This window comes from Nitrospira sp., assembly GCA_015709715.1.
GTDB lineage: Bacteria > Nitrospirota > Nitrospiria > Nitrospirales > Nitrospiraceae > Nitrospira_A.
On record CP054184.1, the window covers coordinates 1,024,269 to 1,047,475 of the forward strand.

Consider the following 23,207-nt stretch of genomic DNA (forward strand, 5'->3'; position numbering starts at 1 on the left):
TTAACTCTTCTTCGATTTTCGGACGAGGAGCAGGCCGTTCGCGCCACCAGGCACCGCACCGCGGACGAATAACAGGTTTTCTTCAGGACGCGCGTCAACCACCTTCAGTCGCTGGACAGTGACTCGCTCGGATCCCATATGACCAGGAAGAGTCTTGTTCTTCCACACCCTGGAGGGATAAGAGCTGCTTCCAATGGAACCAGGCGCTCGATGAAACATGGAACCGTGCGATTCTGGACCGCCGGAGTAATTATGACGCCGCACCACCCCCTGAAACCCCTTCCCCTTGGAGACGCCGACTACATCGACCCAGTCACCTTTCTTAAAAATATCGACCTTGATGGTCTGACCGACGGACACTTCGCCGGCCCTCGGAAATTCCCGCAGCCACCGACTGGCAGGGGCTTGCTGCTTCTTCAAATGACCGAGTTCGGCCTTTGATAGCTTACGATCCTTCACCTCTCCAAATGAGAGCTGAACGGCCTCATACCCGTCACGCTCCTTGGTCTTAATCGCCACCACTCGACAAGGACCAGCCTCGATGACCGTCACCGGCTCAAGAACGGTCTCGTCGTACATTTGGGTCATCCCCAACTTTTTTCCCAACAATCCGTTTGTCATCGTCGTCCTATCAGCCCCTCGGTGCTTAACCTTAGCATCAGAGCTTGATTTCCACATCCACACCCGCCGCCAAGTTCAACTTCATCAAGGAGTCCATGGTCTCCGGCGTCGGCTCCATAATATCCAGCAAGCGCTTATGCGTTCGGATTTCGAACTGTTCACGGGACTTTTTATCGACATGGGTTGAGCGCTGAACCGTGAAACGCTCTATCTTTGTCGGCAGCGGAATTGGCCCCACGACTCTAGCCCCGCTCCGTCGAACGGTATCCACAATCTCAACCACCGACTGATCAAGTACGCGGTAGTCAAACCCCCGCAGCCTGATGCGAATCCTTTGATCGACTTTCACGCTCCACTCCTCACAAGCCGGCCCTGCGCCAGCCTAACTACGCTAAGATTTCCGTGACGACGCCGGAGCCGACGGTCTTGCCGCCTTCGCGGACCGCAAACCGCAACCCCTGATCCATCGCGATCGGACTGATCAACTCCCCCGTCACCGTCACATTATCCCCCGGCATCACCATCTCCACCCCCGGATTCAACGTCACCACCCCCGTCACGTCCGTCGTCCGGAAATAGAACTGCGGCCGGTACCCGTTGAAAAACGGCGTATGCCGCCCCCCCTCTTCCTTCGTCAAGACATAGATCTCCGCCTTGAACTTCGTGTGCGGCGTGATGCTCTTCGGCTTCGCCAACACCATGCCCCGCTCCACATCCTCTTTCTTCGTCCCCCGGAGCAGCACCCCGATGTTGTCGCCCGCCTGCCCCTCATCCAGCACCTTGCGGAACATTTCCACGCCCGTCACCACCGTGGTCTGCGTCGGCCGCAACCCCACAATCTCGATTTCGTCGCCCACCTTCACGATGCCCCGCTCGCACCGTCCCGTCACCACCGTGCCCCGCCCGCTGATCGTGAACACGTCTTCGATCGGCATCAAAAACGGCTTGTCGATGGCCCGCGTCGGCGTCGGAATGTAGGTGTCGATGGCCTCCAGCAACTTCAGGATCGACGGCACCCCCAGCGGCCCCTGATCCCCCTCCATCGCCTTCAACGCCGAGCCCTGAATGATGGGAATCTTCTCCCCCGGGAATTCATACTTCGTCAGCAGCTCCCGCACTTCCAATTCCACCAGGTCCAGCAACTCCTTGTCGTCAACCTTGTCCGCCTTGTTCAAGAACACCACAATGTACGGCACCCCTACCTGCCGAGCCAGCAGGATATGCTCCCGCGTCTGCGGCATCGGACCATCTGCGGCACTCACCACCAAAATCGCCCCGTCCATCTGCGCGGCGCCCGTAATCATGTTCTTCACATAGTCCGCGTGCCCCGGGCAGTCGACGTGCGCGTAGTGCCGGTTGTCCGTCTCGTACTCCACGTGGCTGATCGCAATCGTCATGATCTTCGTCGCGTCGCGCCGCCCCTGGCTCTCGCTCGCCTTCGCCACTTCGTCGTAGCTCACGAACTTCGCCATCCCCCGCTCCGAGCAGATCTTGGTCAGCGCACTCGTCAGCGTCGTCTTCCCATGGTCCACATGCCCAATCGTCCCAATGTTCACGTGGGGCTTCCGTCGCTCAAATTTCGCCTTCGCCATCCCCGATCCTCCCCTGATTCACACAACCTACGCCTTATTCACCACGATGCTTAGCCGTGATCGCGTCCGCAATCTGCCTTGGCACCTGATCATATCGATCAAATTCCATACTGTAGGTAGCCCGTCCCTGTGTTCGTGAACGCAAGTCCGTGGCATATCCAAACATTTCCATCAACGGCACAGTGGCATCGATGGCCTGCGCCCCGGCCCGCACCTTCATCCCCTGAACCTTCCCACGCCGACCATTAAGATTGCCGATGACATCCCCCATAAACTCTTGAGGAACGAGCACTTCGACCTTCATGATCGGCTCAAGCAGGACAGGATCCGCCTTTTTGCAAGCATCGGCAAAACCCATGGACGCTGCTATCTTGAACGCCATTTCATTGGAGTCCACATCATGATAGGAACCATCGATGACCGTCACCCGAACATCACGCAGCGGGAAGCCAGCGACTACCCCAGTCTCCATCCGCTCCTTCACGCCTTTTTCAATAGCAGGGATATACTCCTTAGGGATGGCGCCGCCAACGACCTTATTGACAAACTCCAACCCCTTACCAGATTCCGAAGGCTCGACCGTCAAAACAACGTGACCATACTGCCCTCGACCGCCCGTCTGCTTGATGTACTTCGACTCGGCTTCTGCCTTGCGACGAATAGTCTCCCTAAAGGCGACCTCCGGCTTCCCAACGTTGGCCTCAACCTTAAACTCCCGCAATAGGCGATCAACGATGATCTCAAGATGGAGCTCGCCCATGCCGGCGATAATGGTCTCGGCCGTTTCCTCATCTGTACGTACACGGAAAGACGGATCTTCCTGCGCCAGCTTCTGCAAGGCGAAGCCCATTTTTTCCTGATCCTGCTTCGTCTTCGGCTCGATCGCCATCGCAATGACTGGCTCAGGAAACTTCATCACTTCCAAAAGAACGGACTGCTTCTCATCGGCCAGCGTGTCACCAGTGGTAGCACTCTTCAACCCCACGGCGGCCGCAATATCACCCGCGTACACAATCTCAATTTCTTCTCGCTTATTCGCGTGCATCTTAAGAAGGCGGCCGATTCGATCCTTCGTCCCCTTCGTGACATTCAAAACCGCGGTCCCGGTCTTCAAGGTCCCGGAATAAACCCGGAAGAACGTCAGCTGACCCGCGAAGGGGTCCGTCATGATCTTAAATGCCAACGCTGAGAAGGGCTCAGAATCAGACGGCTCGCGCTTCACTTCCTTCCCACTATTGGGATCGACCCCAACGACGGCGGGAATATCCACCGGCGAAGGCAAATAATCGACCACTGCATCCAACAACTGCTGCACGCCCTTATTCTTAAAGGCCGAGCCACAGAGAACCGGCGTCACCCTCATGGCAATCGTGGCAGCCCGAATGGCGCGACGAACCTCTTCCTCGGTCAAAGACTGACCATTCAGATACTTCTCCATCACCTGATCGTCGTACTCGGCCACGGCCTCCAACATCTTTTCGCGATATTCATTGGCCTTATCGACAAGGTCAGCAGGAATTTCATCCACCTTGTACTTCGCACCCAATGTTTCGTCGTCGTAGAAAAATCCCTTCATCCTAACCAAATCAACAGATCCACGAAACTCGGCCTCTCGACCAATTGGGATCTGGATAGGCACAGGATTGGCTCCCAAACGGTCGATAATGGACTGGACGCTGGCATAAAAATCGGCACCAATCCGATCCATCTTATTCATGAAGGCAATACGTGGAACCTGATACTTATCAGCTTGCCGCCAAACCGTCTCCGACTGGGGCTCAACACCCTGCACCGAATCGAAAGCGGCAACCGCGCCATCAAGAACCCTGAGCGAACGCTCGACCTCGATGGTGAAATCGACGTGACCAGGCGTATCAATGATATTGATACGGTGATCGCGCCAAAAGCAGGTTGTCGCCGCGGCCGTGATCGTAATCCCTCGCTCGCGCTCCTGCTCCATCCAGTCCATGGTGGCTGCGCCCTCATGAACTTCACCCAACTTGTGCGTCATTCCCGTATAAAAGAGAATGCGCTCGGTGGTCGTCGTCTTTCCGGCATCGATGTGGGCCATAATGCCGATATTTCGAGTCCGCTCTAATGGTGTCTGCCTAGCCACAAATCCCCCAGAAAAACAAATGCGCCACCATCGAAGCCGCAAACCATCAGCCACGACGAACCACTACCGTCGCAGCCCGGCCCGACAGCAGCACGAAACCAAATTACCAACGATAATGAGCGAAGGCCTTATTCGCCTCGGCCATCCGGTGCACATCCTCCCGCTTCTTCACGGAAGCACCGGTATTATTGGAAGCGTCCAACAACTCTGCCGCCAACCGCTCCTGCATGCTCTTCCCGCCGCGCGATCGGGAAAAATCAGTGATCCACCGAAGCGCAAGCGAGACACGGCGAGACGGACGAATCTCAACCGGAACCTGATATGAGGCCCCGCCAACTCGGCGAGACTTCACCTCCACGACCGGCTTCACATTGTCGATGGCCGAACGGAAGATCTTCATCGGATCCCCACCGTTCGTCTTCTGCTGGATCAGATCAAAGGCACCATAACAGACGCGCTCCGCCGTACTTTTCTTGCCGCCAGCCATAAGCACATTCAAGAATTTCCCGACAAGCTTATCGCGATACTTTGAATCCGGCTGCGCTTCCCGGTGACCAAAAAATTGTCCGCGTGGCATCGTTATCCTATAGCGTAATGACTGTTGAGGTTCCGCAAGAACACAACCAAGTAACCAACCCTATTTCGGACGCTTCGCCCCATACTTGGACCGAGCCTGCTTTCGATCCGCCACACCGACCGCATCGAGAGAGCCTCGCACGATGTGATAACGCACACCAGGCAAGTCCTTGACCCTCCCCCCGCGCACCAGGACGATCGAATGCTCCTGAAGGTTGTGGCCAACACCAGGAATATACGTGGTGACCTCCATCCCATTGGTTAAGCGAACACGAGCGACCTTTCGAAGGGCCGAATTGGGCTTCTTTGGGGTGGTGGTATACACACGTAAGCACACACCACGTTTTTGAGGGCAGCGCTTCAGTGCCGGACTTTTCGTCTTGGACTTCATGAGCGTCCGGCCTTTACGGACAAGCTGATTAATCGTTGGCATTCACAGTACTCTTTCTTGAAAAAGCAACGAATTATTAAGATTTGTTCCTGAGCGAAGCCGTCGGATTATAGGGATGTATGCCATCCCTGTCAAGACCGTTCTTCGCCTCATTCGACTTTTTCGCGTTCGATTTCTCCTGCCACAGCGGTCTGTTGGGCAACGGCAACCGATTGAGCCTGCCCTCCCGTTACCTCAGCTTCAGCCTTGGCACTGGCCACGAACGTTTCTCGATATTCGTCAAATCCGCTTCCGGCAGGGATAAGTCGACCGACGATGACATTCTCCTTCAGGCCGAGCAAATTATCCTCACGACCGTTGATCGCCGCCTCAGTCAACACTCGGGTCGTCTCCTGGAAGGAGGCAGCGGAGATGAAGCTGTCGGTAGTCAGCGCAGCCTTGGTGATACCAAGCAATACCGGCTTACCCAATGCCGGCTTCCCATCCGCTTCCAGCACACGCTGATTCTCCAGATCGAAGAGGGACTTGCTCACCTGACTACCAGGCAAGAACGAGGTATCACCAGGGTCTTCAATCCGAACCTTCCGGAGCATCTGCCGCACGATGATTTCGATGTGCTTATCGTTGATCGAAACACCCTGCAAGCGATAGACGTCTTGCACTTCATCCACGAGATACTTCTGCAATTCTTTCGGCCCGAGAACGTCCAGGATGTCGTGGGGATTGGCCGATCCGTCCATCAAAGGCTCACCGGCCCGCACCCAATCTCCTTCATGGACGTTGACGTGCTTGCCCTTCGGAATGAAGTACTCCTTCACGTCACCCACCTTGTTGTCGACCATGACCTTCCGCATGCCCTTCACGAAGCCACCGTAGGACACTTCGCCGTCGATTTCGCTGATGACGGCTTGCTCCTTTGGTTTGCGCGCCTCGAATAATTCCGCGACACGCGGCAGACCGCCCGTGATGTCCTTGGTCTTGGTGGTTTCGCGCGGAATCTTGGCCAGCACGTCACCGGGATGAACCGTGGCGCCCTTTTCAACGAAGATGTGGGCGCCGACCGGCAAAAGGTATCGGGCAACGGGCGCTCCCGCCCCTGAGACCTTGGCGGTTTTTCCGCTTTCATCTTTGATTGACACGCGTGGACGAAGGGCCGCTCCACTCTGTTCGATGATGACCTTGCGTGACAATCCGGTCACCTCGTCGAACTCTTCCTTCATCGTGACGCCCTCGATGATGTCGCCGTAGGCAACTTTCCCGCCGGTTTCCGTCAGGATGGTGAGCGAGTAAGGATCCCATTCGACCAGCTTTTGGCCGACTTCAATACGATCGCCATCCTTCACCTTGATCTTGGCGCCGTACACGACGGGATACTTTTCGCGTTCACGGCCGCTGTCGTCCACGATCGCAATCTTGGCGTTGCGATTCATGACGACCCACTCGCCTTCCTTGTTGCGCACCGCAATGCCTGCGTTGTGCACATCGGCGTTCTTCTTCGCGTCGAAGCTCATGTACTTCATATGGCCGACGTGCTTGGATTCCAAGACGGTTTGCTCGACCACCTTACTCGCCGTACCGCCGATGTGGAAGGTACGCATCGTCAACTGCGTACCAGGCTCACCGATAGATTGCGCTGCAATCACGCCCACCGGCTCCCCCTTTTCCACGAGTCGGCCCCGTGACAAATCTCGCCCATAACACAACCGGCAAACCCCACGCTGCGACTGGCAGGTCAGCACCGAGCGAATCTTCACTCGATCGACACCGGCCTCCACAACCGCCTTGGCTTGCTCTTCATCGATTTCCTCATTGAAGGACACGATGATTTCGCCGGTCACAGGATCACGAATGTCCTCGCCCGCAAGCCGTCCCAAGAGACGCTCCTCGAGCGGTTGGATGATCTCGCCGCCTTCGAGCAAGGCGCTCACGATAATGCCATCCGTCGTGCCGCAGTCTTCCTCGCTGACGATAACGTCCTGCGCGATGTCAACCAACCGCCGCGTCAGGTAGCCGGAGTTGGCCGTCTTCAAGGCCGTATCCGCCAAGCCCTTGCGCGCGCCGTGGGTCGAAATGAAGTATTGCAAGACCGTGAGGCCCTCTCGGAAATTGGCAGTAATGGGCGTTTCGATGATTTCCCCGGACGGCTTCGCCATCAGACCACGCATACCACCCAGCTGTCGAATCTGTTGCGAGCTACCTCGCGCACCGGAGTCGGCCATCATGAAGATAGGGTTGAATGCTTCAGCCTTGGCCGGATCACCGCCGGCGCCCAATTCCTTCATCATCTCGTTCGCCACCTGCTCGGTGACGTGGGCCCAAATGTCGATCACCTTGTTGTACCGCTCGCCGTTGGTGATCAATCCCTCGGCATACTGCTTTTCGATTTCATTGACCTCGCGCTGCGCCTTGACGATGAGGTCTTCCTTGCGTGACGGTATATGCATGTTATCGATACAGATCGACATGCCCGCCTTGGTCGCATAGTGGAAGCCGAGACTCTTGATCTTGTCGAGGAACACGACCGTCTCGCGATGGCCGGCTTGGCGATAGACCGCATCGATGAGCTTGGTCATCTCCTTCTTGGTCATCAGCTTGTTCGCATCGGCGAACGGCATCATCGGAGGCAAGATTTCAGCCAAAATGACACGCCCTGCGGTCGTCTGGACCATGGAGCCGTTACAACGGACCTTGATCCTCGCATGTTCGTCCAGAGCTCCGGCATCATAGGCGATCCGCGCCTCTTCCGGCGAACCGAACATTTTTCCCTCACCCTTCGCGCCGACCCGCTCCTTGGTAAGCCAGTAACAGCCCAACACCATGTCCTGCGACGGCACGGCAATCGGCTTACCATTGGCAGGCGACAGGATGTTGTTGATCGACATCATGAGCACGCGCGCCTCGATCTGCGCCTCCACCGACAGGGGCACATGGACGGCCATTTGGTCGCCGTCAAAGTCGGCGTTGAATGCCGCGCACACGAGCGGGTGCAGCCGGATGGCCTTGCCCTCGACCAGCACTGGATCGAAGGCTTGGATGCCCAACCGGTGCAGAGTCGGCGCACGATTCAGCAGAACGGGATGCTCACGAATCACTTCGTCCAGCACATCCCAGACTTCCGGCCGCTCCTTCTCCACCAGGCGCTTGGCGCTCTTGATGGTCGTGGCGGCTCCGCGCTCTTCGAGCTTGTGGAAGATAAACGGCTTGAACAGTTCCAGCGCCATCTTCTTCGGCAAACCGCATTGATGCAGGCGGAGTTCGGGACCAACCACGATGACCGTACGGCCTGAATAGTCGACTCGCTTCCCGAGGAGATTCTGCCGGAAGCGTCCCTGTTTTCCCTTCAGCATGTCGCTCAAGGATTTCAGCGGTCGCTTGTTTGGCCCGCGGATGGCCCGCCCGCGCCGACCGTTGTCGAAGAGCGCATCGACCGCTTCCTGAAGCATCCGCATTTCGTTGCGAATGATCACCCCCGGCGCCTTCAGTTCGATCAAACGCTTCAACCGATTGTTGCGGTTGATGACGCGGCGGTACAGATCGTTCAAGTCCGACGTGGCAAAGCGCCCCCCATCCAGGGGCACCAACGGACGCAGCTCAGGGGGCAATACCGGGATGACGTCCATAATCATCCATTCCGGCTTGTTTCCGGAACGGCGGAACGCCTCGAGGACCTTGAGTCGCTTGGCGTACTTCTTCTTCAACGCGGCCGAGGCCGAGGCCTTCGCCTTGACATGCAACTCATCCCACTGCGCATTGATATCGACCTTGCGGAGCAATTCGCGAATCGCCTCGGCTCCGATGCCGACCTTGAATGCACCGCTTCCGTACTCCGACTGCAACGAGCGCAATTTTTCTTCCGATACGAGTTCTTGCTCGCTCATACTGGTAGATCCCGGATCCACCATGACATAACTCTCGAAGTACAGAATCTTTTCGAGCTGCTTGAGACTCATGTCCAGCAACGTACCGATTCGGCTGGGCACCCCCTTGAGGAACCAGATGTGGGCAACCGGAGCCGCCAGCTCGATATGGCCCATCCGCTCGCGGCGTACCTTCGACTGAATGACTTCCACGCCGCATTTGTCGCACACGATGCCCCGATGCTTCATGCGCTTGTACTTGCCGCAATTACATTCCCAGTCCTTGATCGGCCCGAAAATTTTGGCGCAAAACAGCCCATCTTTTTCGGGCTTGAAGGAACGATAGTTGATGGTCTCCGGCTTCTTGACTTCGCCGTACGACCACGACCGGATTTTCTCGGGCGACGCGATGCGAATCCGCATCGAGTCGAACGACACCGAGTCACGCGGCTTTTCGAACAATGTGTATACGCCTTCCAAGGTTGATCCCTCCTTAACGGTCGCCTGACCGCAGTTCTGAGTTATGAGCGCTGTGCGATTCGGTCCTCAACACTCAGCCCTAGAATCAGTCCTTCGATTTCACCAATTCGACATCAAGCCCAAGGCTCTGCAGTTCCTTGACCAACACGTTGAACGACTCCGGCAAACCCGGTTCGAGAAACGGTTCGCCCTTTACGACCGCCTCATACATGCGCGAACGACCAGGCACGTCATCCGACTTCACAGTCAGGAACTCTTGCAAGGTGGAGGCAGCTCCGTAGGCTTGAAGCGCCCACACTTCCATTTCTCCCAACCGCTGGCCGCCGAACTGTGCTTTACCGCCCAGCGGTTGCTGGGTCACCAACGAGTAGGGGCCGATCGATCGCGCGTGAATCTTATCATCCACCAAGTGATGCAGCTTGAGCACATACATATATCCGACCGTCACCGGGCTGCTGAACGGCTCTCCCGTCTTGCCATCCATCAACACCGTCTGGCCGCTGGGAGAAATCTTGGCCTTCTTCAGCAAGTCTTTGATTTCTTTTTCCGATGCCCCGTCGAACACCGGGCTGGCCACTTTGATGCCCAATGCGCGGGCCGCCCAGCCAAGGTGTGTTTCGAGAATCTGCCCCACGTTCATACGAGACGGAACGCCCAACGGATTGAGCACAATTTCCACCGGGGTCCCATCCGGCAAGTAGGGCATGTCCTCCTCGGGTAGGACTCGAGAGACGACACCCTTGTTGCCATGACGACCGGCCATCTTATCGCCGACCTGGATCTTCCGCTTCATCGCGATATAGACCTTGACCAGCTTGATCACGCCGGGCGGCAATTCATCACCTCGCTTGAGGCGGCCCACTTTTTCGTCGTAGAGGGTCTGCAGGATTTCGATTTGCTCTTTGGCGCGCCGCTCGACATCCTCCAGCTCCTTCTGCTCGTCGGGATCGCTGAGAATGATATGCCGCACCATGTCGTCCGGCAGGCGCTTCAAGATTTCTGCAGTAAGTTTGCCTTTCTTCTTCAGAATCACGTCGCCGGTTTCAGGATCCATCAGGTCGCGACCGACGACTTTGCCCAGCAAGAGCTTCCGAACCTTCTTGGTCTTTTCGTCTTCAATGATGCGCAGCTCTTCCTGGTGGTCGCGCTGCAGCTTCATATGATCTTCACTCTCGATGCTTTTCGATCGCTCGTCCTTATCCAACCCCTTACGCGAGAAGATCTTCACGTCGACCACGATACCCTCGACGCCGGGAGGCACCGTCAACGAAGTATCCTTCACATCGCCGGCCTTTTCGCCGAAGATCGCGCGCAGGAGCTTCTCTTCCGGCGTCAGCTGCGTTTCGCCCTTCGGCGTCACCTTACCGACCAGAATATCGCCCGGCTTCACCTCCGCGCCGATGCGGATGATGCCGCTCTCGTCCAGATCGCGAAGGGCCTCTTCGCCGACGTTGGGAATGTCACGCGTGATATCTTCCTTGCCCAACTTGGTATCGCGCGCCTCGACCTCGAATTCCTCGATGTGGATCGAAGTGAACGCATCCTCTCGGACCAGCTTCTCACTCAAAAGAATGGCGTCCTCGAAGTTGTAGCCGCCCCACGGCATAAACGCGACCAACACGTTCTTACCGAGCGCGAGTTCGCCGTGATCGATCGCCGGACCGTCGGCCAATACCTGTCCCTTCTTGACCGGCTCTCCGATCCGGACAACCGGCGTCTGGGTAATACAGGTATTCTGATTCGACCGCTGGAACTTGATCATTTCATAAACATCAAGCCCCGAATCGTTTCTCTTCCGCCCATCCTTCGCGTCGACGCGCACCACAATGCGCGTCGCATCGACACTTTCGACCACACCTTCTCGCTTCGCCTGCACCACATACCCCGAGTCGCGCGCGACTACTGCCTCCATGCCGGTTCCGACCAGAGGGGCCTCTGCTTTCAACAGAGGAACGGCCTGCCGCTGCATGTTGGATCCCATCAACGCCCGGTTGGCATCGTCGTGCTCCAGGAAGGGGACCAATGCCGTCGCCACACTGACGACCTGCTTGGGCGACACGTCCATATATTCGACCTTGTCAGGCGTGGCCGTAATAAAATCGCCGCCCCACCGGGCCGAGACCGTTTCCGAGACCAGGCGGCCGGCTGAATCCACCTTTGAGTTGGCCTGGGCGATCACATACTTGTCCCCCTCGATCGCGGAGAGGTATTCAAGCTCATCGCCCACCTTGCCCTTCACGACCTTCCGATAGGGTGCCTCGATGAATCCGAATTCATTGATACGCGCATAAGTGGCCAGCGAGGTGATCAAGCCGATGTTCGGCCCTTCCGGTGTTTCGATCGGACAAATACGGCTGTAGTGCGACGGGTGGACGTCGCGCACTTCGAATCCCGCCCGCTCACGCGTCAAACCACCCGGCCCGAGCGCCGACAGGCGCCGCTTATGGGTAATTTCAGCCAGCGGATTGGTCTGGTCCATGAACTGCGACAACTGACTGCTGCTGAAAAACTCTTTGACCGCCGCCACCACAGGCTTGGCATTGATCAAGTCGTGCGGCAACACCGTTTCCATATCCAGGAGATTCATCCGCTCCTTAATGCTGCGCTCCATCCGTACGAGGCCGAGGCGGAACTGGTTCTCCAAGAGTTCGCCCACCGACCGGACGCGACGGTTGCCCAAATGGTCGATGTCATCGATTTCACCGCGCCCGATCTTCAGATTGACCAGGTACCGCACCACCTCCACGATGTCTTGTGCCGTGAGCGTCCGCTGTTCGAGCGAAAGATCAAGTCCCAGCTTTTTGTTCAGCTTCAGTCGTCCCACCGGCGACAGGTCGTAGCGCTTGGGGCTCAGAAACAGATTATCGAACAGCGCGCGGGCCGTCTCGACGGAAGGCGTTTCCCCCGGGCGGAGACGGCGATAAATCTCGACCATCGCCTCTTCCTTTGACCCCGTCCGCTCCATATCGAGCGTATCGAGAATCACCGGTGTAGCGCTCGTGGTGTCCAGGTAGATGACCTTGAACTCTTCGATATCGCTTTCGAGAATTTTTTCCAGGACCTCTTCCGTCAGTCGCTGATTTTTCTCGGCGAGCGTCTGCTTTTTGCCAGTATCCACCAACTCCGTCAGCACCGCACGACCGACCAGTTCCGCCGGAGCAACAGGAATCTCTTTGATCCCGGCAGCCTTCAGTTTGGCAATCACGACCTTGGTCAGCTTGCCCCCTTCTCGCACCAGCGGATCCTTACCGCCCTTCTCCGTGACTTCGGTCGAGCACTTCAACCCGTGATGGATTTCCGGATCGAGCTTTCGGAACAACTTGCCCCTGGACACCCGAATCTCTTCGACCGGGTAATACATCCGCAAGAGGTCGTCGGTGCTGTACCCGAAGGCCTTGAGGAGAATCGTAGCCGGCATCTTGCGACGCCGGTCGATCCGGACATACAAGATGTCCCGTGCGTCGAACTCGAAATCGAGCCACGATCCGCGATAAGGAATGATCCGCGCCGAGTAGAGCACTTTCCCGCTCGCGTGGGTTCTCCCCTTGTCATGGGTGAACGAGGCGCCGGGTGAGCGATGCAACTGACTCACCACGACTCGCTCGGTTCCGTTGATGAGGAATGTCCCGCGCTCGGTCATGAGAGGAAGCTCACCGACATAGACTTCCTGCTCGCGCACGTCCAAGACCTTCTTCTTCGGACCCTTGTCCTCCTTGTCGAAGACAATGAGGCGAACCCGCAGCTTCAGCGGAACGGCGAACGTCATGCCCTGCTCGAGACACTCCCGCTCATCGTACTTCGGAGTCCCCAGCGAATAACTGGAGAACTCCAACGCCGCCGTATTGTTGTAGTCCGTTATGGGAAAGACACTGGCCAATGCCGCCTGCAACCCTTGATCCTTTCGGCGATCCGGCTCGACTTCCATCTGAAGGAACTCTTCGTAGGACCGTTTCTGGATTTCAATAAGATCGGGAATGTCGATACTCGTACGGATGCGAGAAAAGTCCTTACGTTCGACAAACTCCGAAAGAGTCGATTCCGACATTCGTTAGTCCTCCAAGCTCATAAAAGGGATGGACACGCGGCCCATCCCATCGAACGACCCCACACACGGCAGACGACGGACGGACTACTTGACCTCGACCTTGGCTCCGCTCTCTTCGAGCTTTTTCTTCATGGTATCGGCCTCTTCCTTGGCCACGCCGGTCTTCACGGGCTTCGGAGCCCCCTCGACCAAATCCTTGGCTTCCTTCAAACCGAGGCTGGTGAGCTCGCGGACTACCTTGATGACCTGGATTTTCTTGTCGGCCGGGGCGCTGACCAAGACTACGTCGAACGAGGTCTTCTCTTCCGCCGGAGCCGCCGCCGCGCCGCCGCCCGCCGGAGCCGCCACCGCCACCGGCGCCGCTGCGGTCACGCCGAACCGCGTTTCCAACCCCTTGACCAACTCAGCCAATTCCAACACGCTCATGCCCTCGATCGCCTTGATCAATTCTTCCTGCGACAATTTGGTTCCTGCTGCTGACATGTCCCCCTCCCCTTTCTTTTTATCCTGAATGGCTGCAATGACTCGCACGAACTTGCTCAGTAGGCCGCTCAACGCATATACGACGCCGCGAATCGGGCCCTGCATGGCCGACAGCAACATCGCGATGAGCACTTCTTTTTTGGGCAGCTGGGCGACCGCCGCAAGGTCCTCGGCCTTGACCAACTTGCCCTCCAACACTCCAACCGTGACCTTGATTTTCTCCGAGCGCTTTTCGGCCTGGATGAAATCCTGCAGGATTTTGGCCGGACTGACGGGGTCATCATATCCGATGATCAGTCCTATCGGTCCCTTGAAGTGGTCCTTTGCATCGGCAAGGATCGTCCCCCCCGACGCCCGGACGGCCAACGTATTCTTGACCACGCAATACTCGGCCTTCGCACCGCGCAACTGACGACGCAATTCCGTCATCTGGTTTACGGGCAGGCCGGCGCACTCCGTCAAAATCGCCAAGCGGGCGCGACCGAACTTTTCCGCCAACTCCGCGATCGCTGTTGCCTTTTCTTCTTTCTTCATACTTTCCCCCTACTGAGAACGGCCCGTTCTCACCCACCCAACTTCGACAAGGCCACGGGATCCAACTTCACGCCGGGCCCCATAGTGCTCGACATCGTCACGCTTTTCAGATAACGCCCCTTGCAGGACGATGGCTTGGCCCTGATGACGGACTCCAAGACGGCCTGGGCATTGTCACAGAGCTTTTGAGCTTCGAACGATACCTTGCCGACGGCAACCTGCACGATCCCGGCCTTCTCGACCTTGAACTCCACTCGTCCCTTGCGGATCTCGTTGACCGCCTTGCCCACCTCAAACGTCACCGTCCCCGTCTTCGGATTCGGCATAAGCCCCCGGGGCCCAAGCACCTTGCCCAACTTACCGACCGAGGCCATGAGATCGGGAGTCGCGATGGCACAATCGAACTCCATCCATCCCCCCTTGATCTTCTCCATCAAGTCGTCACCCCCGACGAAATCGGCGCCGGCTTGCTTGGCTTCCTGCTCTTTTTCGCCCTTGGCGAAGACCAGAACGCGCAATTGCTTACCGGTTCCATGGGGTAAGGCCGTGGTCCCACGCACCATTTGGTCCGAACGCTTCGGATCAATGCCCAACCGAATGGCTAGATCCACGGATTCATCGTATTTCGCGTAGGCTGCCTGCTTGACGACCTCGACGGCCTCCTGCAGTCCATACAGCCTGGGCTCAACCTTCGCTTGAGCCGCGGTCATCTTCTTTCCCATACTGCTACTCCTTCACATCCGACGGATGTTGACTCTACCGAGACTCACTGGACGGCAATGCCCATGCTGCGCGCGGTTCCCTGAATGATCTTGATCGCTCCTTCGAGATCGGCCGCATTGAGGTCAGACATCTTCTTCTGCGCGATCTCACGAATCTGAGCTTGACTGACTTTCCCGACCTTATCCTTGTGTGGGATTCCAGACCCCTTAATGATTCCCGCGGCCTTCTTGAGGAGATCCGACGCCGGCGGCGTCTTCATGATGAAGGTGAAGCTCCGGTCTTTGTACACGGTGATAATGACCGGAATGATGCTGTCGCCCTCTTTCTGCGTTTTCGCGTTGAATTGCTTGCAGAACTCCATGATGTTCACGCCATGTTGTCCCAGCGAAGGGCCGACCGGCGGCGCAGGATTGGCTTTCCCTGCCGGGATTTGCAACTTGATCTGTGCGGACACTTCCTTAGCCATGAATTACTCCCTGAAGACTGCGGACTGAGCACGAGGACTGAGAGCGGCTCTCAGTCCACCCTCTCGAATCCAGTGATCTCAAATACGTTCGACCTGCAAGAAGCCAAGTTCGACCGGCGTCGAGCGGCCAAAGATGCTGACGAATACCTTGACACGGCTGTGGTCGGCATCTACCTCATCGACCGCGCCGTTGAACCCCAAGAACGGCCCGTCTACGATCCTCACGTTGTCACCCTTGATGAACCGGACCTGTTCGCGCGGTCCCGCTGCTCCGGCATCCACCTGCTTCAACAACGACTCGATTTCTTCCTGCGACAACGGTGTCGGCTGTGCGCCTCCGCCCACGAACCCTGTCACCTTGGGCGTTTCCTTGATCAGTTGGAGCGTCTCGTCGGCGAGTGGGGACTCCAATTCGACCAGGACATAGCCCGGAAAAAACTTTCGCCGCGACGTACGACGCTTCCCATCCTTGATTTCGATGACGTCTTCCGTGGGAACCAACACCTGCCCCAATTGCTCGGTCAGGCCCATCTGGTTCGCACGCTCCATGAGGCTGGCCTTCACGCGCCCTTCAAACCCTGCATAGGTATGGATGACGTACCAGTTCTTATTGCTCATCGTCTCCTCTCAGCTGAACATCCAGCACCGTATCGTCCGGGTCATGCCGAACTTGTCCAGCCGCACCGCGCACTTAAATCACCTTGCGCATCAGCCAGCCGAGGACGGAGTCCATCAGCGATAGATACAAGGACATAAGGACACAAAACACGATCACCACCGTCGTGGCGCCGATTGTTTCCGCCCTCGTCGGGAACGAAACCTTCTTCAGTTCGCCGCGCACACCGTCAAAAAATTCTCGAATCGAAGCGCTCAGTCGCTGAAACACGATATCTCTCCTTCACACACTCGCACTGGCCGCCAAAGCCCTCTCGCCCAATCGATCGCGGGACGGCTTGGCAGGGGCACTAGGATTTGAACCTAGACTCTCGGTTTTGGAGACCGATGTGCTGCCATTGACACCATGCCCCTCCGCATCGATCCGGGCACGCCGGACCCGACGCACCGGCACCTCACAAGGCGAAGCGCTACTTCACCTCTTTGTGGGCACTGTGCTTCCGACAAAACTTACAGAACTTGTTCCGCTCCAGCCGGTCCGGATCGTTCTTCTTGTTCTTGCGGGTCGTATAGTTCCGCTGCTTACAGACCGTGCAGGCCAAATCGATGATATCTCGCATGTCCCATTCAGCAAGGCGCGATCCGCTCGACGCCTCGCGCCTCCTACTACGCTAAGATTTCCGTGACGACGCCGGAGCCGACGGTCTTGCCGCCTTCGCGGACCGCAAACCGCAACCCCTGATCCATCGCGATCGGACTGATCAACTCCCCCGTCACCGTCACATTATCCCCCGGCATCACCATCTCCACCCCCGGATTCAACGTCACCACCCCCGTCACGTCCGTCGTCCGGAAATAGAACTGCGGCCGGTACCCGTTGAAAAACGGCGTATGCCGCCCCCCCTCTTCCTTCGTCAAGACATAGATCTCCGCCTTGAACTTCGTGTGCGGCGTGATGCTCTTCGGCTTCGCCAACACCATGCCCCGCTCCACATCCTCTTTCTTCGTCCCCCGGAGCAGCACCCCGATGTTGTCGCCCGCCTGCCCCTCATCCAGCACCTTGCGGAACATTTCCACGCCCGTCACCACCGTGGTCTGCGTCGGCCGCAACCCCACAATCTCGATTTCGTCGCCCACCTTCACGATGCCCCGCTCGCACCGTCCCGTCACCACCGTGCCCCGCCCGCTGATCGTGAACACGTCTTCGATCGGCATCAAAAACGGCTTGTCGATGGCCCGCGTCGGCGTCGGAATGTAGGTGTCGATGGCCTCCAGCAACTTCAGGATCGACGGCACCCCCAGCGGCCCCTGATCCCCCTCCATCGCCTTCAACGCCGAGCCCTGAATGATGGGAATCTTCTCCCCCGGGAATTCATACTTCGTCAGCAGCTCCCGCACTTCCAATTCCACCAGGTCCAGCAACTCCTTGTCGTCAACCTTGTCCGCCTTGTTCAAGAACACCACAATGTACGGCACCCCTACCTGCCGAGCCAGCAGGATATGCTCCCGCGTCTGCGGCATCGGACCATCTGCGGCACTCACCACCAAAATCGCCCCGTCCATCTGCGCGGCGCCCGTAATCATGTTCTTCACATAGTCCGCGTGCCCCGGGCAGTCGACGTGCGCGTAGTGCCGGTTGTCCGTCTCGTACTCCACGTGGCTGATCGCAATCGTCATGATCTTCGTCGCGTCGCGCCGCCCCTGGCTCTCGCTCGCCTTCGCCACTTCGTCGTAGCTCACGAACTTCGCCATCCCCCGCTCCGAGCAGATCTTGGTCAGCGCACTCGTCAGCGTCGTCTTCCCATGGTCCACATGCCCAATCGTCCCAATGTTCACGTGGGGCTTCCGTCGCTCAAATTTCGCCTTCGCCATGATTCACTCCTTTTCTAAAACACTGAAGGTAGTACCCCGTCGCGCTCAAGCATCCAGCGCTCCTGGTCGAGCTAGCTCTATATATGGAGCCCACGACGCGGATTGAACGCGTGACCTCGTCCTTACCAAGGACGTGCTCTGCCAACTGAGCTACGTGGGCCCTCAACACGTATGGCCATGGCACTTCCCGATCGCCATGACATCGGAGAATATCAGCGTTAGACCGAGCAGGCCTGGTTTGGAGCGGGCGATGGGATTTGAACCCACGACAGCCAGCTTGGAAGGCTGGAACTCTACCACTGAGCTACGCCCGCCCACGGCCCCCCAACAGATCCCTTCCTGTCACGGCCTACTCAACAGTGCGCCGTTTCGAGCCAACCAGACCCAGCGGATAACACACTCAACTCCACTCGCTTGCTCCGCACCCGCGTTAGGCGCCGAAGCTGAACCGGCTCGATATGGTGGGCAGGCAAGGATTCGAACCTTGGAAGACATAAGCCAGCAGATTTACAGTCTGCCCCCTTTGGCCACTTGGGTACCTGCCCCTCCGGCACCCGGCTCCATATACAATTTTTCAACGCACGTACGTTCAAACCAGACAAACCACTCGCTGGAGCAGCCCCATCTCCCCTCTGCGGAGAATGAAAGTAAGCCCCACCACGCACAGCTCCCCAGCGAAACGACAGGGCTGGAATGCTGAAGAAATGAGGATTGGTTTGGCTTTGAAAGCAGCCGATTTTATTTGTGACGCGTTCTATTGTCAAGGGGGTATGTTCTATGCAGGAACAAATCAGGGAGTGGGTGGAATTTGGCAGGTACCCTGAGTACTGACGCTCAACCTTGGCCGCTTCAGCACTGCCTCGGCCTGGCGGATCAATTCAACCGGACTCCCCAGCACCTCTTTCATCAGGGTCGTCAACTCCTGGGCGGAAAGCCGAAACTCCGGCGCGAGGAATCGCTTACGCGCCATGGCCTGCTCGCTGGGATCTTCAGGTTCATAATAGCCCTTCAGATCCGCCTCCCCGTCCGCTTTTTCGAGGCGGGCCAACCAACCGGACGGGCTGAACGGTTGCGCCGCCCCCTTCGCAGGCTTCCCCACCTCCAACTGCGTCCAGACCGCCCAGCCGATGAAGATGGCCCAGGTTTCGTTCAGCACCTCCCACGACTCCGTTTCGCTGAGGAATCGTTCCTCCTTCTGATCTTTCTTTTGCAGCAGCGGAGTGATCAGCACATGTTGATACCGACAACGTTGTTGTTCCCGCGCAAACGCCAGTAAGCCCGGTCCGTTGGCAGACTGCGTCTGTTCAAGAAAATCCATATAGGCATGGAACAGCTCGTGATACAGCGTCTCCAGCTCTTTGTGTGTCAACCGTTTCAGAGGCCGCAACGTACCCCCCGCCGCATTCAACGACAACGAACGATTGAGGACCATTCGATGCTCCGCGGGATGATACTCGGCGGCGTAGGCATGCAAATCCTCAAACTCAAACCGAACGAATTGTGCGGGAATCTGCTCAAGAAATTTGGTCGGCAGTTGCAACGCCTTGGCCTCAGCAATCAAGGTCGTCCATAGCCTGGAGGAATCGGGGTGCGGCCCACCGGACTCCGCTCCAGCCGATCCCACAAAAACCAGCCCTACCCACAGCACAAGGGCCCATAGACCAAGCAGACGGGAAAGACGGTTACGACAGGAAGACATCTGGAGCATGGTGCTGGAAACTCGCGGAAGGCCGATGGACAACTACAGCGTCGGCGAGCACTCGTCAATACGAATCTCGATCACGTCCCCATTCATACGCCCCCCCCTCCTCGACCAGAGCCAAGGTCTCGAAGAGCTGTGGAGAGACATGATCAAGAAAACGCGAGGGTTTGGATAATAACATCCCGGAACTCTTATCATACACATTGATTGGATAGATGAGGAAGAGGTGCCGCTTGGCTCGAGTGACTGCGACGTAGAGGAGTCGCCGCTCCTCTTCCAATTCCTCATCCGTGTTGAATGAGAACACGGACGGAAACTTTCCATCCACCACCCAGATCAGGAAGACACATTGCCATTCCAGCCCCTTGGCGGAATGGATGGTGGAAATGACCACCTGTTCATCGTCCGATCCCAGCGGATCCACGCCGACCGCGCTGCCCTCCGGAGGGGAGAGGGCCAAATCCGCCAACAGCTCGGTCAGGCTAGGATAACTTTCAGCAACGGTGTGCAGGTGGTCGAGATCGCGAATACGTTTGGGATAGTCGTCATGCTGATCCTTCAGGATCGGCAGATAGTACTCGTAGATCCGATTCACCTGTTCCGTCGGGCTGAGATCATCCGAGGCGGCAAACCCTTCCAAGACCAAGGCCAAATCCTTCAGTCCCTTTCCCGCCCGTCCACGGCTCTCCCGCAACACTCGATAGGGATCGGCGGTCCGCACGATCGTCGAAACGAGATCCTGAGCCTTCTTCGGTCCCACCCCTTCCACCAGCATTAACACCCGATGCCAACTCACCGCATCCTGAGGATTGAGGACCACCCGCAGATGGGCAAGCACATCTTTGACGTGGGCAGCCTCGATAAATTTAATTCCTCCCCGCTTCACAAAAGGTATACCGCACCGAGACAGCTCGATTTCCAAATCGAAGGCGTGAAAGCTCGATCGAACCAGCACGGCGATCTCATTGAGCGGGACCCCTTCCTCACGCAACTCCAAAATCTTTTGCGCCACGAAGCGCGATTGGGCGTTTTCCCCGGCTGCTTCAACCAAGGCCGGAAGCGGACCATCCAACTTGCGGGTAAACAGACGTTTCGAGTACTTCTCCGGCGCTTCCTGAATGATCTCGTTGGCCACACTGAGAATCGGTTGCGTGCTGCGGTAGTTCTCTTCGAGCTTGTAAATTTTGGCGCCGGGAAACCAGGTGGGAAATTCCATGATGTTTCGGAACGTGGCCCCCCGGAAGGCATAAATGGACTGAGAATCGTCGCCCACGACCATGACGTTCTCGTGGGTCGCGGCCAACTTGCGAATCAGCTCGGCCTGCAACCGATTGGTGTCCTGATATTCATCCACCAAAATATGCCGAAACTGCTGAGACACCGCCCATCTGGTCGCCTCGTCCTTGTCCAACACGTCCCGCAACAGCACCAAGAGATCATCATAATCCAGCAACTGCCGCTGCCGCTTGGTAGCCCGATACGCCTGCTGCAGCTTCGCCAAGTCGTTCAGATGGTCCGCAAAGTGGGCAAACTCTTCGAGCACGATGTCTTCCAACGACCGCAGGGTGTTCTCGCACTTGCTGAAGACCTCCGCGATGGTGCCCTTGCGGGGAAACCGCTTGTCCTTTTCATTGAGTTCCATCTGGGCACGCAACAGGGCGATGAGGTCTTCGGCATCCCCGCGGTCCATAATTGTGAAGCCAGGTTCGATGCCCAACACCCGCCCGTAACGCCTGAGCAGCAGATTGGCGATGGAGTGGAAGGTTCCGCCGCAGACTCGTTGACTCCGCGCCCCGATCAGTTGCCCCGCGCGCTCCAGCATCTCCTCCGCCGCTTTCCGCGTGAAGGTCAGCAGCAAGATCCGTGCGGGGTCGACACCGGAATCGATCAAGTAGGCTACTCGGTGGACGAGCGTCCGCGTTTTCCCGCTGCCGGCTCCGGCAATGACCAGCGCGGGCCCTTCTCCGGCCGTCACCGCCGCATACTGCTGGGGATTCAGCGTGCCGGCATAGTCCAGCGACAGCTTCGGGGGGGCGGTCGGTTCGGAGGCACGTTTCAGAATGTATGGTTTGACGTCTCGATTCATGACGGCAGCGATTCGTAGCCGTGAGGCCCGCACAGCGGACGCGCTGTATAACATACCACCTGATGCCTTGCAACGAACAGGAGCGGCCGGTCACCGTTCGTCGCCCCTGCGGAATGGCGCAACACTTGGCCCCTGAAAGTGAGTTGTATATAATGCCGCTCACCTAGAGGAGGGTTATGACGGCAGAGCAAGACATTTTGGCACAACAAAGGCAGACGGTTGCAGAGCTCATGCTCGCGGTGGCGGGCGAGTCGGTCTCCGTCATTAAACGCGCGGCGCCGGAACAGGCGCTGAAGCTGAAGCGTCAGGAAGAGTGGGGGATCTACCTCGAATTCCTCCGCGTGATGTTCAACCTGGTCGATCGCGTGTCTGCCCTCCATGTTCCCCTCAAGGAACAGCCCCAGTTCATGGACCAGTTGACCGATGCCGTCATCGACCAGCTCAAGAAAGTCCTTGAGCCGGCCTTTGGCGCCGGGGAGGACCAGACGGAAATCGTCCTCACCATCGGCATGGCTGTCTCCGAAAGCCGCCAAACCTACGAACGCTACAGATTTCTGGTGACCGAAGATAGCGCCGGGCGAAACGATCTGTACCGGGATTTCAGCGAACGAATTGCCCGCGCGCTTGGGGTGCCCGGCAACCCCCAAGTCACCGCCGCCGCCACGCTCTGCATCAGCGCGGTCATCCCGGCCCTCTGCGGGATTTTCGAAGGCCAGGCTCCTCCTGGGACGGCGGAAGCCGCGGCTCAGACGGCAGCACCCCGTGGCGCCACAGGTACCGATATCAAGCTGGTGAGTGTCATGTCGAGCATCAAGGGCGAAGAAGTCGAAACGCGCTGGGGGCTCCACCCGCGCTTCCGTCAGGACTTGACCCAGGAGGAGGCGAAACAACTCACGGCGACCATGAACCGCGTCGCCAAAATCCTCGGTGAACGATACGCCACTGTCGCCTTTTCAGACCAGTGGGCCTCCTGGCACAAAGCCGGGCACGCCTGACGCAGCATTCGGAAAGAACGACCCGACGGTCCTCTTCCGCAGCCACTGACCAC

General features: G+C 57.7%; 18 protein-coding genes and 4 tRNA genes. 1 reads left to right on the forward strand and 21 read right to left on the reverse strand.

Features of this window, described 5'->3' with window-relative positions; genetic code table 11:
- The 21 genes from rplC to HRU82_04900 all read right to left on the reverse strand — a co-directional run bounded on the left by rplC (nucleotide 1) and on the right by HRU82_04900 (nucleotide 22,213).
- Nucleotides 1–621 carry a 50S ribosomal protein L3 gene (rplC, locus tag HRU82_04800; protein ID QOJ34311.1) on the reverse strand — a complete coding sequence of 207 codons (621 nt, stop codon included), beginning with the start codon at nucleotides 619–621 and terminating at the stop codon, nucleotides 1–3.
- 37 nt (nucleotides 622–658) lie between these two features.
- Nucleotides 659–970 carry a 30S ribosomal protein S10 gene (gene rpsJ / locus HRU82_04805; GenBank protein QOJ34312.1) on the reverse strand — a complete coding sequence of 104 codons (312 nt, stop codon included), beginning with the start codon at nucleotides 968–970 and terminating at the stop codon, nucleotides 659–661.
- 37 nt (nucleotides 971–1,007) lie between these two features.
- The gene (gene tuf, locus HRU82_04810; protein QOJ34313.1) at nucleotides 1,008–2,213 is read right to left on the reverse strand and encodes an elongation factor Tu; all 1,206 of its coding nucleotides are present in this window, start codon (nucleotides 2,211–2,213) and stop codon (nucleotides 1,008–1,010) included.
- A gap of 34 nt (nucleotides 2,214–2,247) precedes the next feature.
- The gene (gene fusA / locus HRU82_04815) at nucleotides 2,248–4,329 is read right to left on the reverse strand and encodes an elongation factor G (protein ID QOJ34314.1); all 2,082 of its coding nucleotides are present in this window, start codon (nucleotides 4,327–4,329) and stop codon (nucleotides 2,248–2,250) included.
- 103 nt (nucleotides 4,330–4,432) lie between these two features.
- Nucleotides 4,433–4,906 carry a 30S ribosomal protein S7 gene (gene rpsG, locus HRU82_04820; GenBank protein ID QOJ34315.1) on the reverse strand — a complete coding sequence of 158 codons (474 nt, stop codon included), beginning with the start codon at nucleotides 4,904–4,906 and terminating at the stop codon, nucleotides 4,433–4,435.
- A gap of 60 nt (nucleotides 4,907–4,966) precedes the next feature.
- Nucleotides 4,967–5,338, reverse strand: a complete 372-nt coding sequence (locus HRU82_04825) for a 30S ribosomal protein S12 (GenBank protein QOJ34316.1) — start codon at nucleotides 5,336–5,338, stop codon at nucleotides 4,967–4,969.
- A gap of 107 nt (nucleotides 5,339–5,445) precedes the next feature.
- Nucleotides 5,446–9,633, reverse strand: a complete 4,188-nt coding sequence (rpoC, locus tag HRU82_04830; protein ID QOJ34317.1) for a DNA-directed RNA polymerase subunit beta' — start codon at nucleotides 9,631–9,633, stop codon at nucleotides 5,446–5,448.
- Between the two features lie 85 nt (nucleotides 9,634–9,718).
- The gene (gene rpoB / locus HRU82_04835; protein QOJ34318.1) at nucleotides 9,719–13,678 is read right to left on the reverse strand and encodes a DNA-directed RNA polymerase subunit beta; all 3,960 of its coding nucleotides are present in this window, start codon (nucleotides 13,676–13,678) and stop codon (nucleotides 9,719–9,721) included.
- A gap of 84 nt (nucleotides 13,679–13,762) precedes the next feature.
- On the reverse strand, nucleotides 13,763–14,695 hold the full coding sequence (gene rplL / locus HRU82_04840) for a 50S ribosomal protein L7/L12 (protein QOJ34319.1): 933 nt from the start codon (nucleotides 14,693–14,695) through the stop codon (nucleotides 13,763–13,765).
- 29 nt (nucleotides 14,696–14,724) lie between these two features.
- Nucleotides 14,725–15,417 (reverse strand): 50S ribosomal protein L1, encoded by a 693-nt coding sequence (locus HRU82_04845; protein ID QOJ34320.1) that lies wholly within the window; start codon nucleotides 15,415–15,417, stop codon nucleotides 14,725–14,727.
- Between the two features lie 44 nt (nucleotides 15,418–15,461).
- A complete protein-coding gene (gene rplK, locus HRU82_04850; GenBank protein QOJ34321.1) occupies nucleotides 15,462–15,884 on the reverse strand; it encodes a 50S ribosomal protein L11 in 423 nt (140 codons plus the stop codon).
- A gap of 78 nt (nucleotides 15,885–15,962) precedes the next feature.
- Nucleotides 15,963–16,502 carry a transcription termination/antitermination protein NusG gene (gene nusG / locus HRU82_04855; protein QOJ34322.1) on the reverse strand — a complete coding sequence of 180 codons (540 nt, stop codon included), beginning with the start codon at nucleotides 16,500–16,502 and terminating at the stop codon, nucleotides 15,963–15,965.
- A gap of 73 nt (nucleotides 16,503–16,575) precedes the next feature.
- Entirely contained in the window at nucleotides 16,576–16,770 is a 195-nt protein-coding gene (gene secE / locus HRU82_04860) for a preprotein translocase subunit SecE (protein ID QOJ34323.1), read from the reverse strand.
- A 68-nt stretch (nucleotides 16,771–16,838) separates the two neighbouring features.
- Nucleotides 16,839–16,913: transfer RNA gene (locus HRU82_04865), tRNA-Trp, on the reverse strand.
- A 56-nt stretch (nucleotides 16,914–16,969) separates the two neighbouring features.
- Nucleotides 16,970–17,119, reverse strand: coding sequence for a 50S ribosomal protein L33 (rpmG, locus tag HRU82_04870; protein ID QOJ34324.1), 150 nt, complete (start codon nucleotides 17,117–17,119; stop codon nucleotides 16,970–16,972).
- A 46-nt stretch (nucleotides 17,120–17,165) separates the two neighbouring features.
- Nucleotides 17,166–18,371 carry an elongation factor Tu gene (gene tuf, locus HRU82_04875; protein ID QOJ34325.1) on the reverse strand — a complete coding sequence of 402 codons (1,206 nt, stop codon included), beginning with the start codon at nucleotides 18,369–18,371 and terminating at the stop codon, nucleotides 17,166–17,168.
- Between the two features lie 84 nt (nucleotides 18,372–18,455).
- Nucleotides 18,456–18,531, reverse strand: a tRNA-Thr gene (locus tag HRU82_04880).
- Between the two features lie 79 nt (nucleotides 18,532–18,610).
- A tRNA-Gly gene (locus tag HRU82_04885) sits at nucleotides 18,611–18,685 on the reverse strand.
- 145 nt (nucleotides 18,686–18,830) lie between these two features.
- Nucleotides 18,831–18,916 (reverse strand) — tRNA-Tyr (locus tag HRU82_04890).
- Nucleotides 18,917–19,161: 245 nt separating this feature from the next.
- Entirely contained in the window at nucleotides 19,162–20,019 is an 858-nt protein-coding gene (locus HRU82_04895) for a hypothetical protein (protein QOJ34326.1), read from the reverse strand.
- 115 nt (nucleotides 20,020–20,134) lie between these two features.
- The gene (locus HRU82_04900; GenBank protein ID QOJ34327.1) at nucleotides 20,135–22,213 is read right to left on the reverse strand and encodes an ATP-dependent helicase; all 2,079 of its coding nucleotides are present in this window, start codon (nucleotides 22,211–22,213) and stop codon (nucleotides 20,135–20,137) included.
- Between the two features lie 122 nt (nucleotides 22,214–22,335).
- Between HRU82_04900 and HRU82_04905 the strand changes: the two genes are divergently transcribed.
- The gene (locus HRU82_04905; protein QOJ34328.1) at nucleotides 22,336–23,154 is read left to right on the forward strand and encodes a hypothetical protein; all 819 of its coding nucleotides are present in this window, start codon (nucleotides 22,336–22,338) and stop codon (nucleotides 23,152–23,154) included.
- Nucleotides 23,155–23,207: the final 53 nt, after the last annotated feature.

Bases quoted from the DNA above. Each gene is read 5' to 3' on its own strand.
- HRU82_04905 (QOJ34328.1), top strand. From the start codon at position 22,336: ATGACGGCAGAGCAAGACATTTTGGCACAACAAAGGCAGACGGTTGCA.
- HRU82_04825 (QOJ34316.1), bottom strand. From the start codon at position 5,338: ATGCCAACGATTAATCAGCTTGTCCGTAAAGGCCGGACGCTCATGAAG.
- rpmG (QOJ34324.1), bottom strand. From the start codon at position 17,119: ATGCGAGATATCATCGATTTGGCCTGCACGGTCTGTAAGCAGCGGAAC.
- tuf (QOJ34325.1), bottom strand. From the start codon at position 18,371: ATGGCGAAGGCGAAATTTGAGCGACGGAAGCCCCACGTGAACATTGGG.
- tuf (QOJ34313.1), bottom strand. From the start codon at position 2,213: ATGGCGAAGGCGAAATTTGAGCGACGGAAGCCCCACGTGAACATTGGG.
- HRU82_04900 (QOJ34327.1), bottom strand. From the start codon at position 22,213: ATGTTATACAGCGCGTCCGCTGTGCGGGCCTCACGGCTACGAATCGCT.
- rplK (QOJ34321.1), bottom strand. From the start codon at position 15,884: ATGGCTAAGGAAGTGTCCGCACAGATCAAGTTGCAAATCCCGGCAGGG.
- rplC (QOJ34311.1), bottom strand. From the start codon at position 621: ATGACAAACGGATTGTTGGGAAAAAAGTTGGGGATGACCCAAATGTAC.
- rplL (QOJ34319.1), bottom strand. From the start codon at position 14,695: ATGAAGAAAGAAGAAAAGGCAACAGCGATCGCGGAGTTGGCGGAAAAG.
- HRU82_04845 (QOJ34320.1), bottom strand. From the start codon at position 15,417: ATGGGAAAGAAGATGACCGCGGCTCAAGCGAAGGTTGAGCCCAGGCTG.
- rpoB (QOJ34318.1), bottom strand. From the start codon at position 13,678: ATGTCGGAATCGACTCTTTCGGAGTTTGTCGAACGTAAGGACTTTTCT.
- nusG (QOJ34322.1), bottom strand. From the start codon at position 16,502: ATGAGCAATAAGAACTGGTACGTCATCCATACCTATGCAGGGTTTGAA.
- rpsG (QOJ34315.1), bottom strand. From the start codon at position 4,906: ATGCCACGCGGACAATTTTTTGGTCACCGGGAAGCGCAGCCGGATTCA.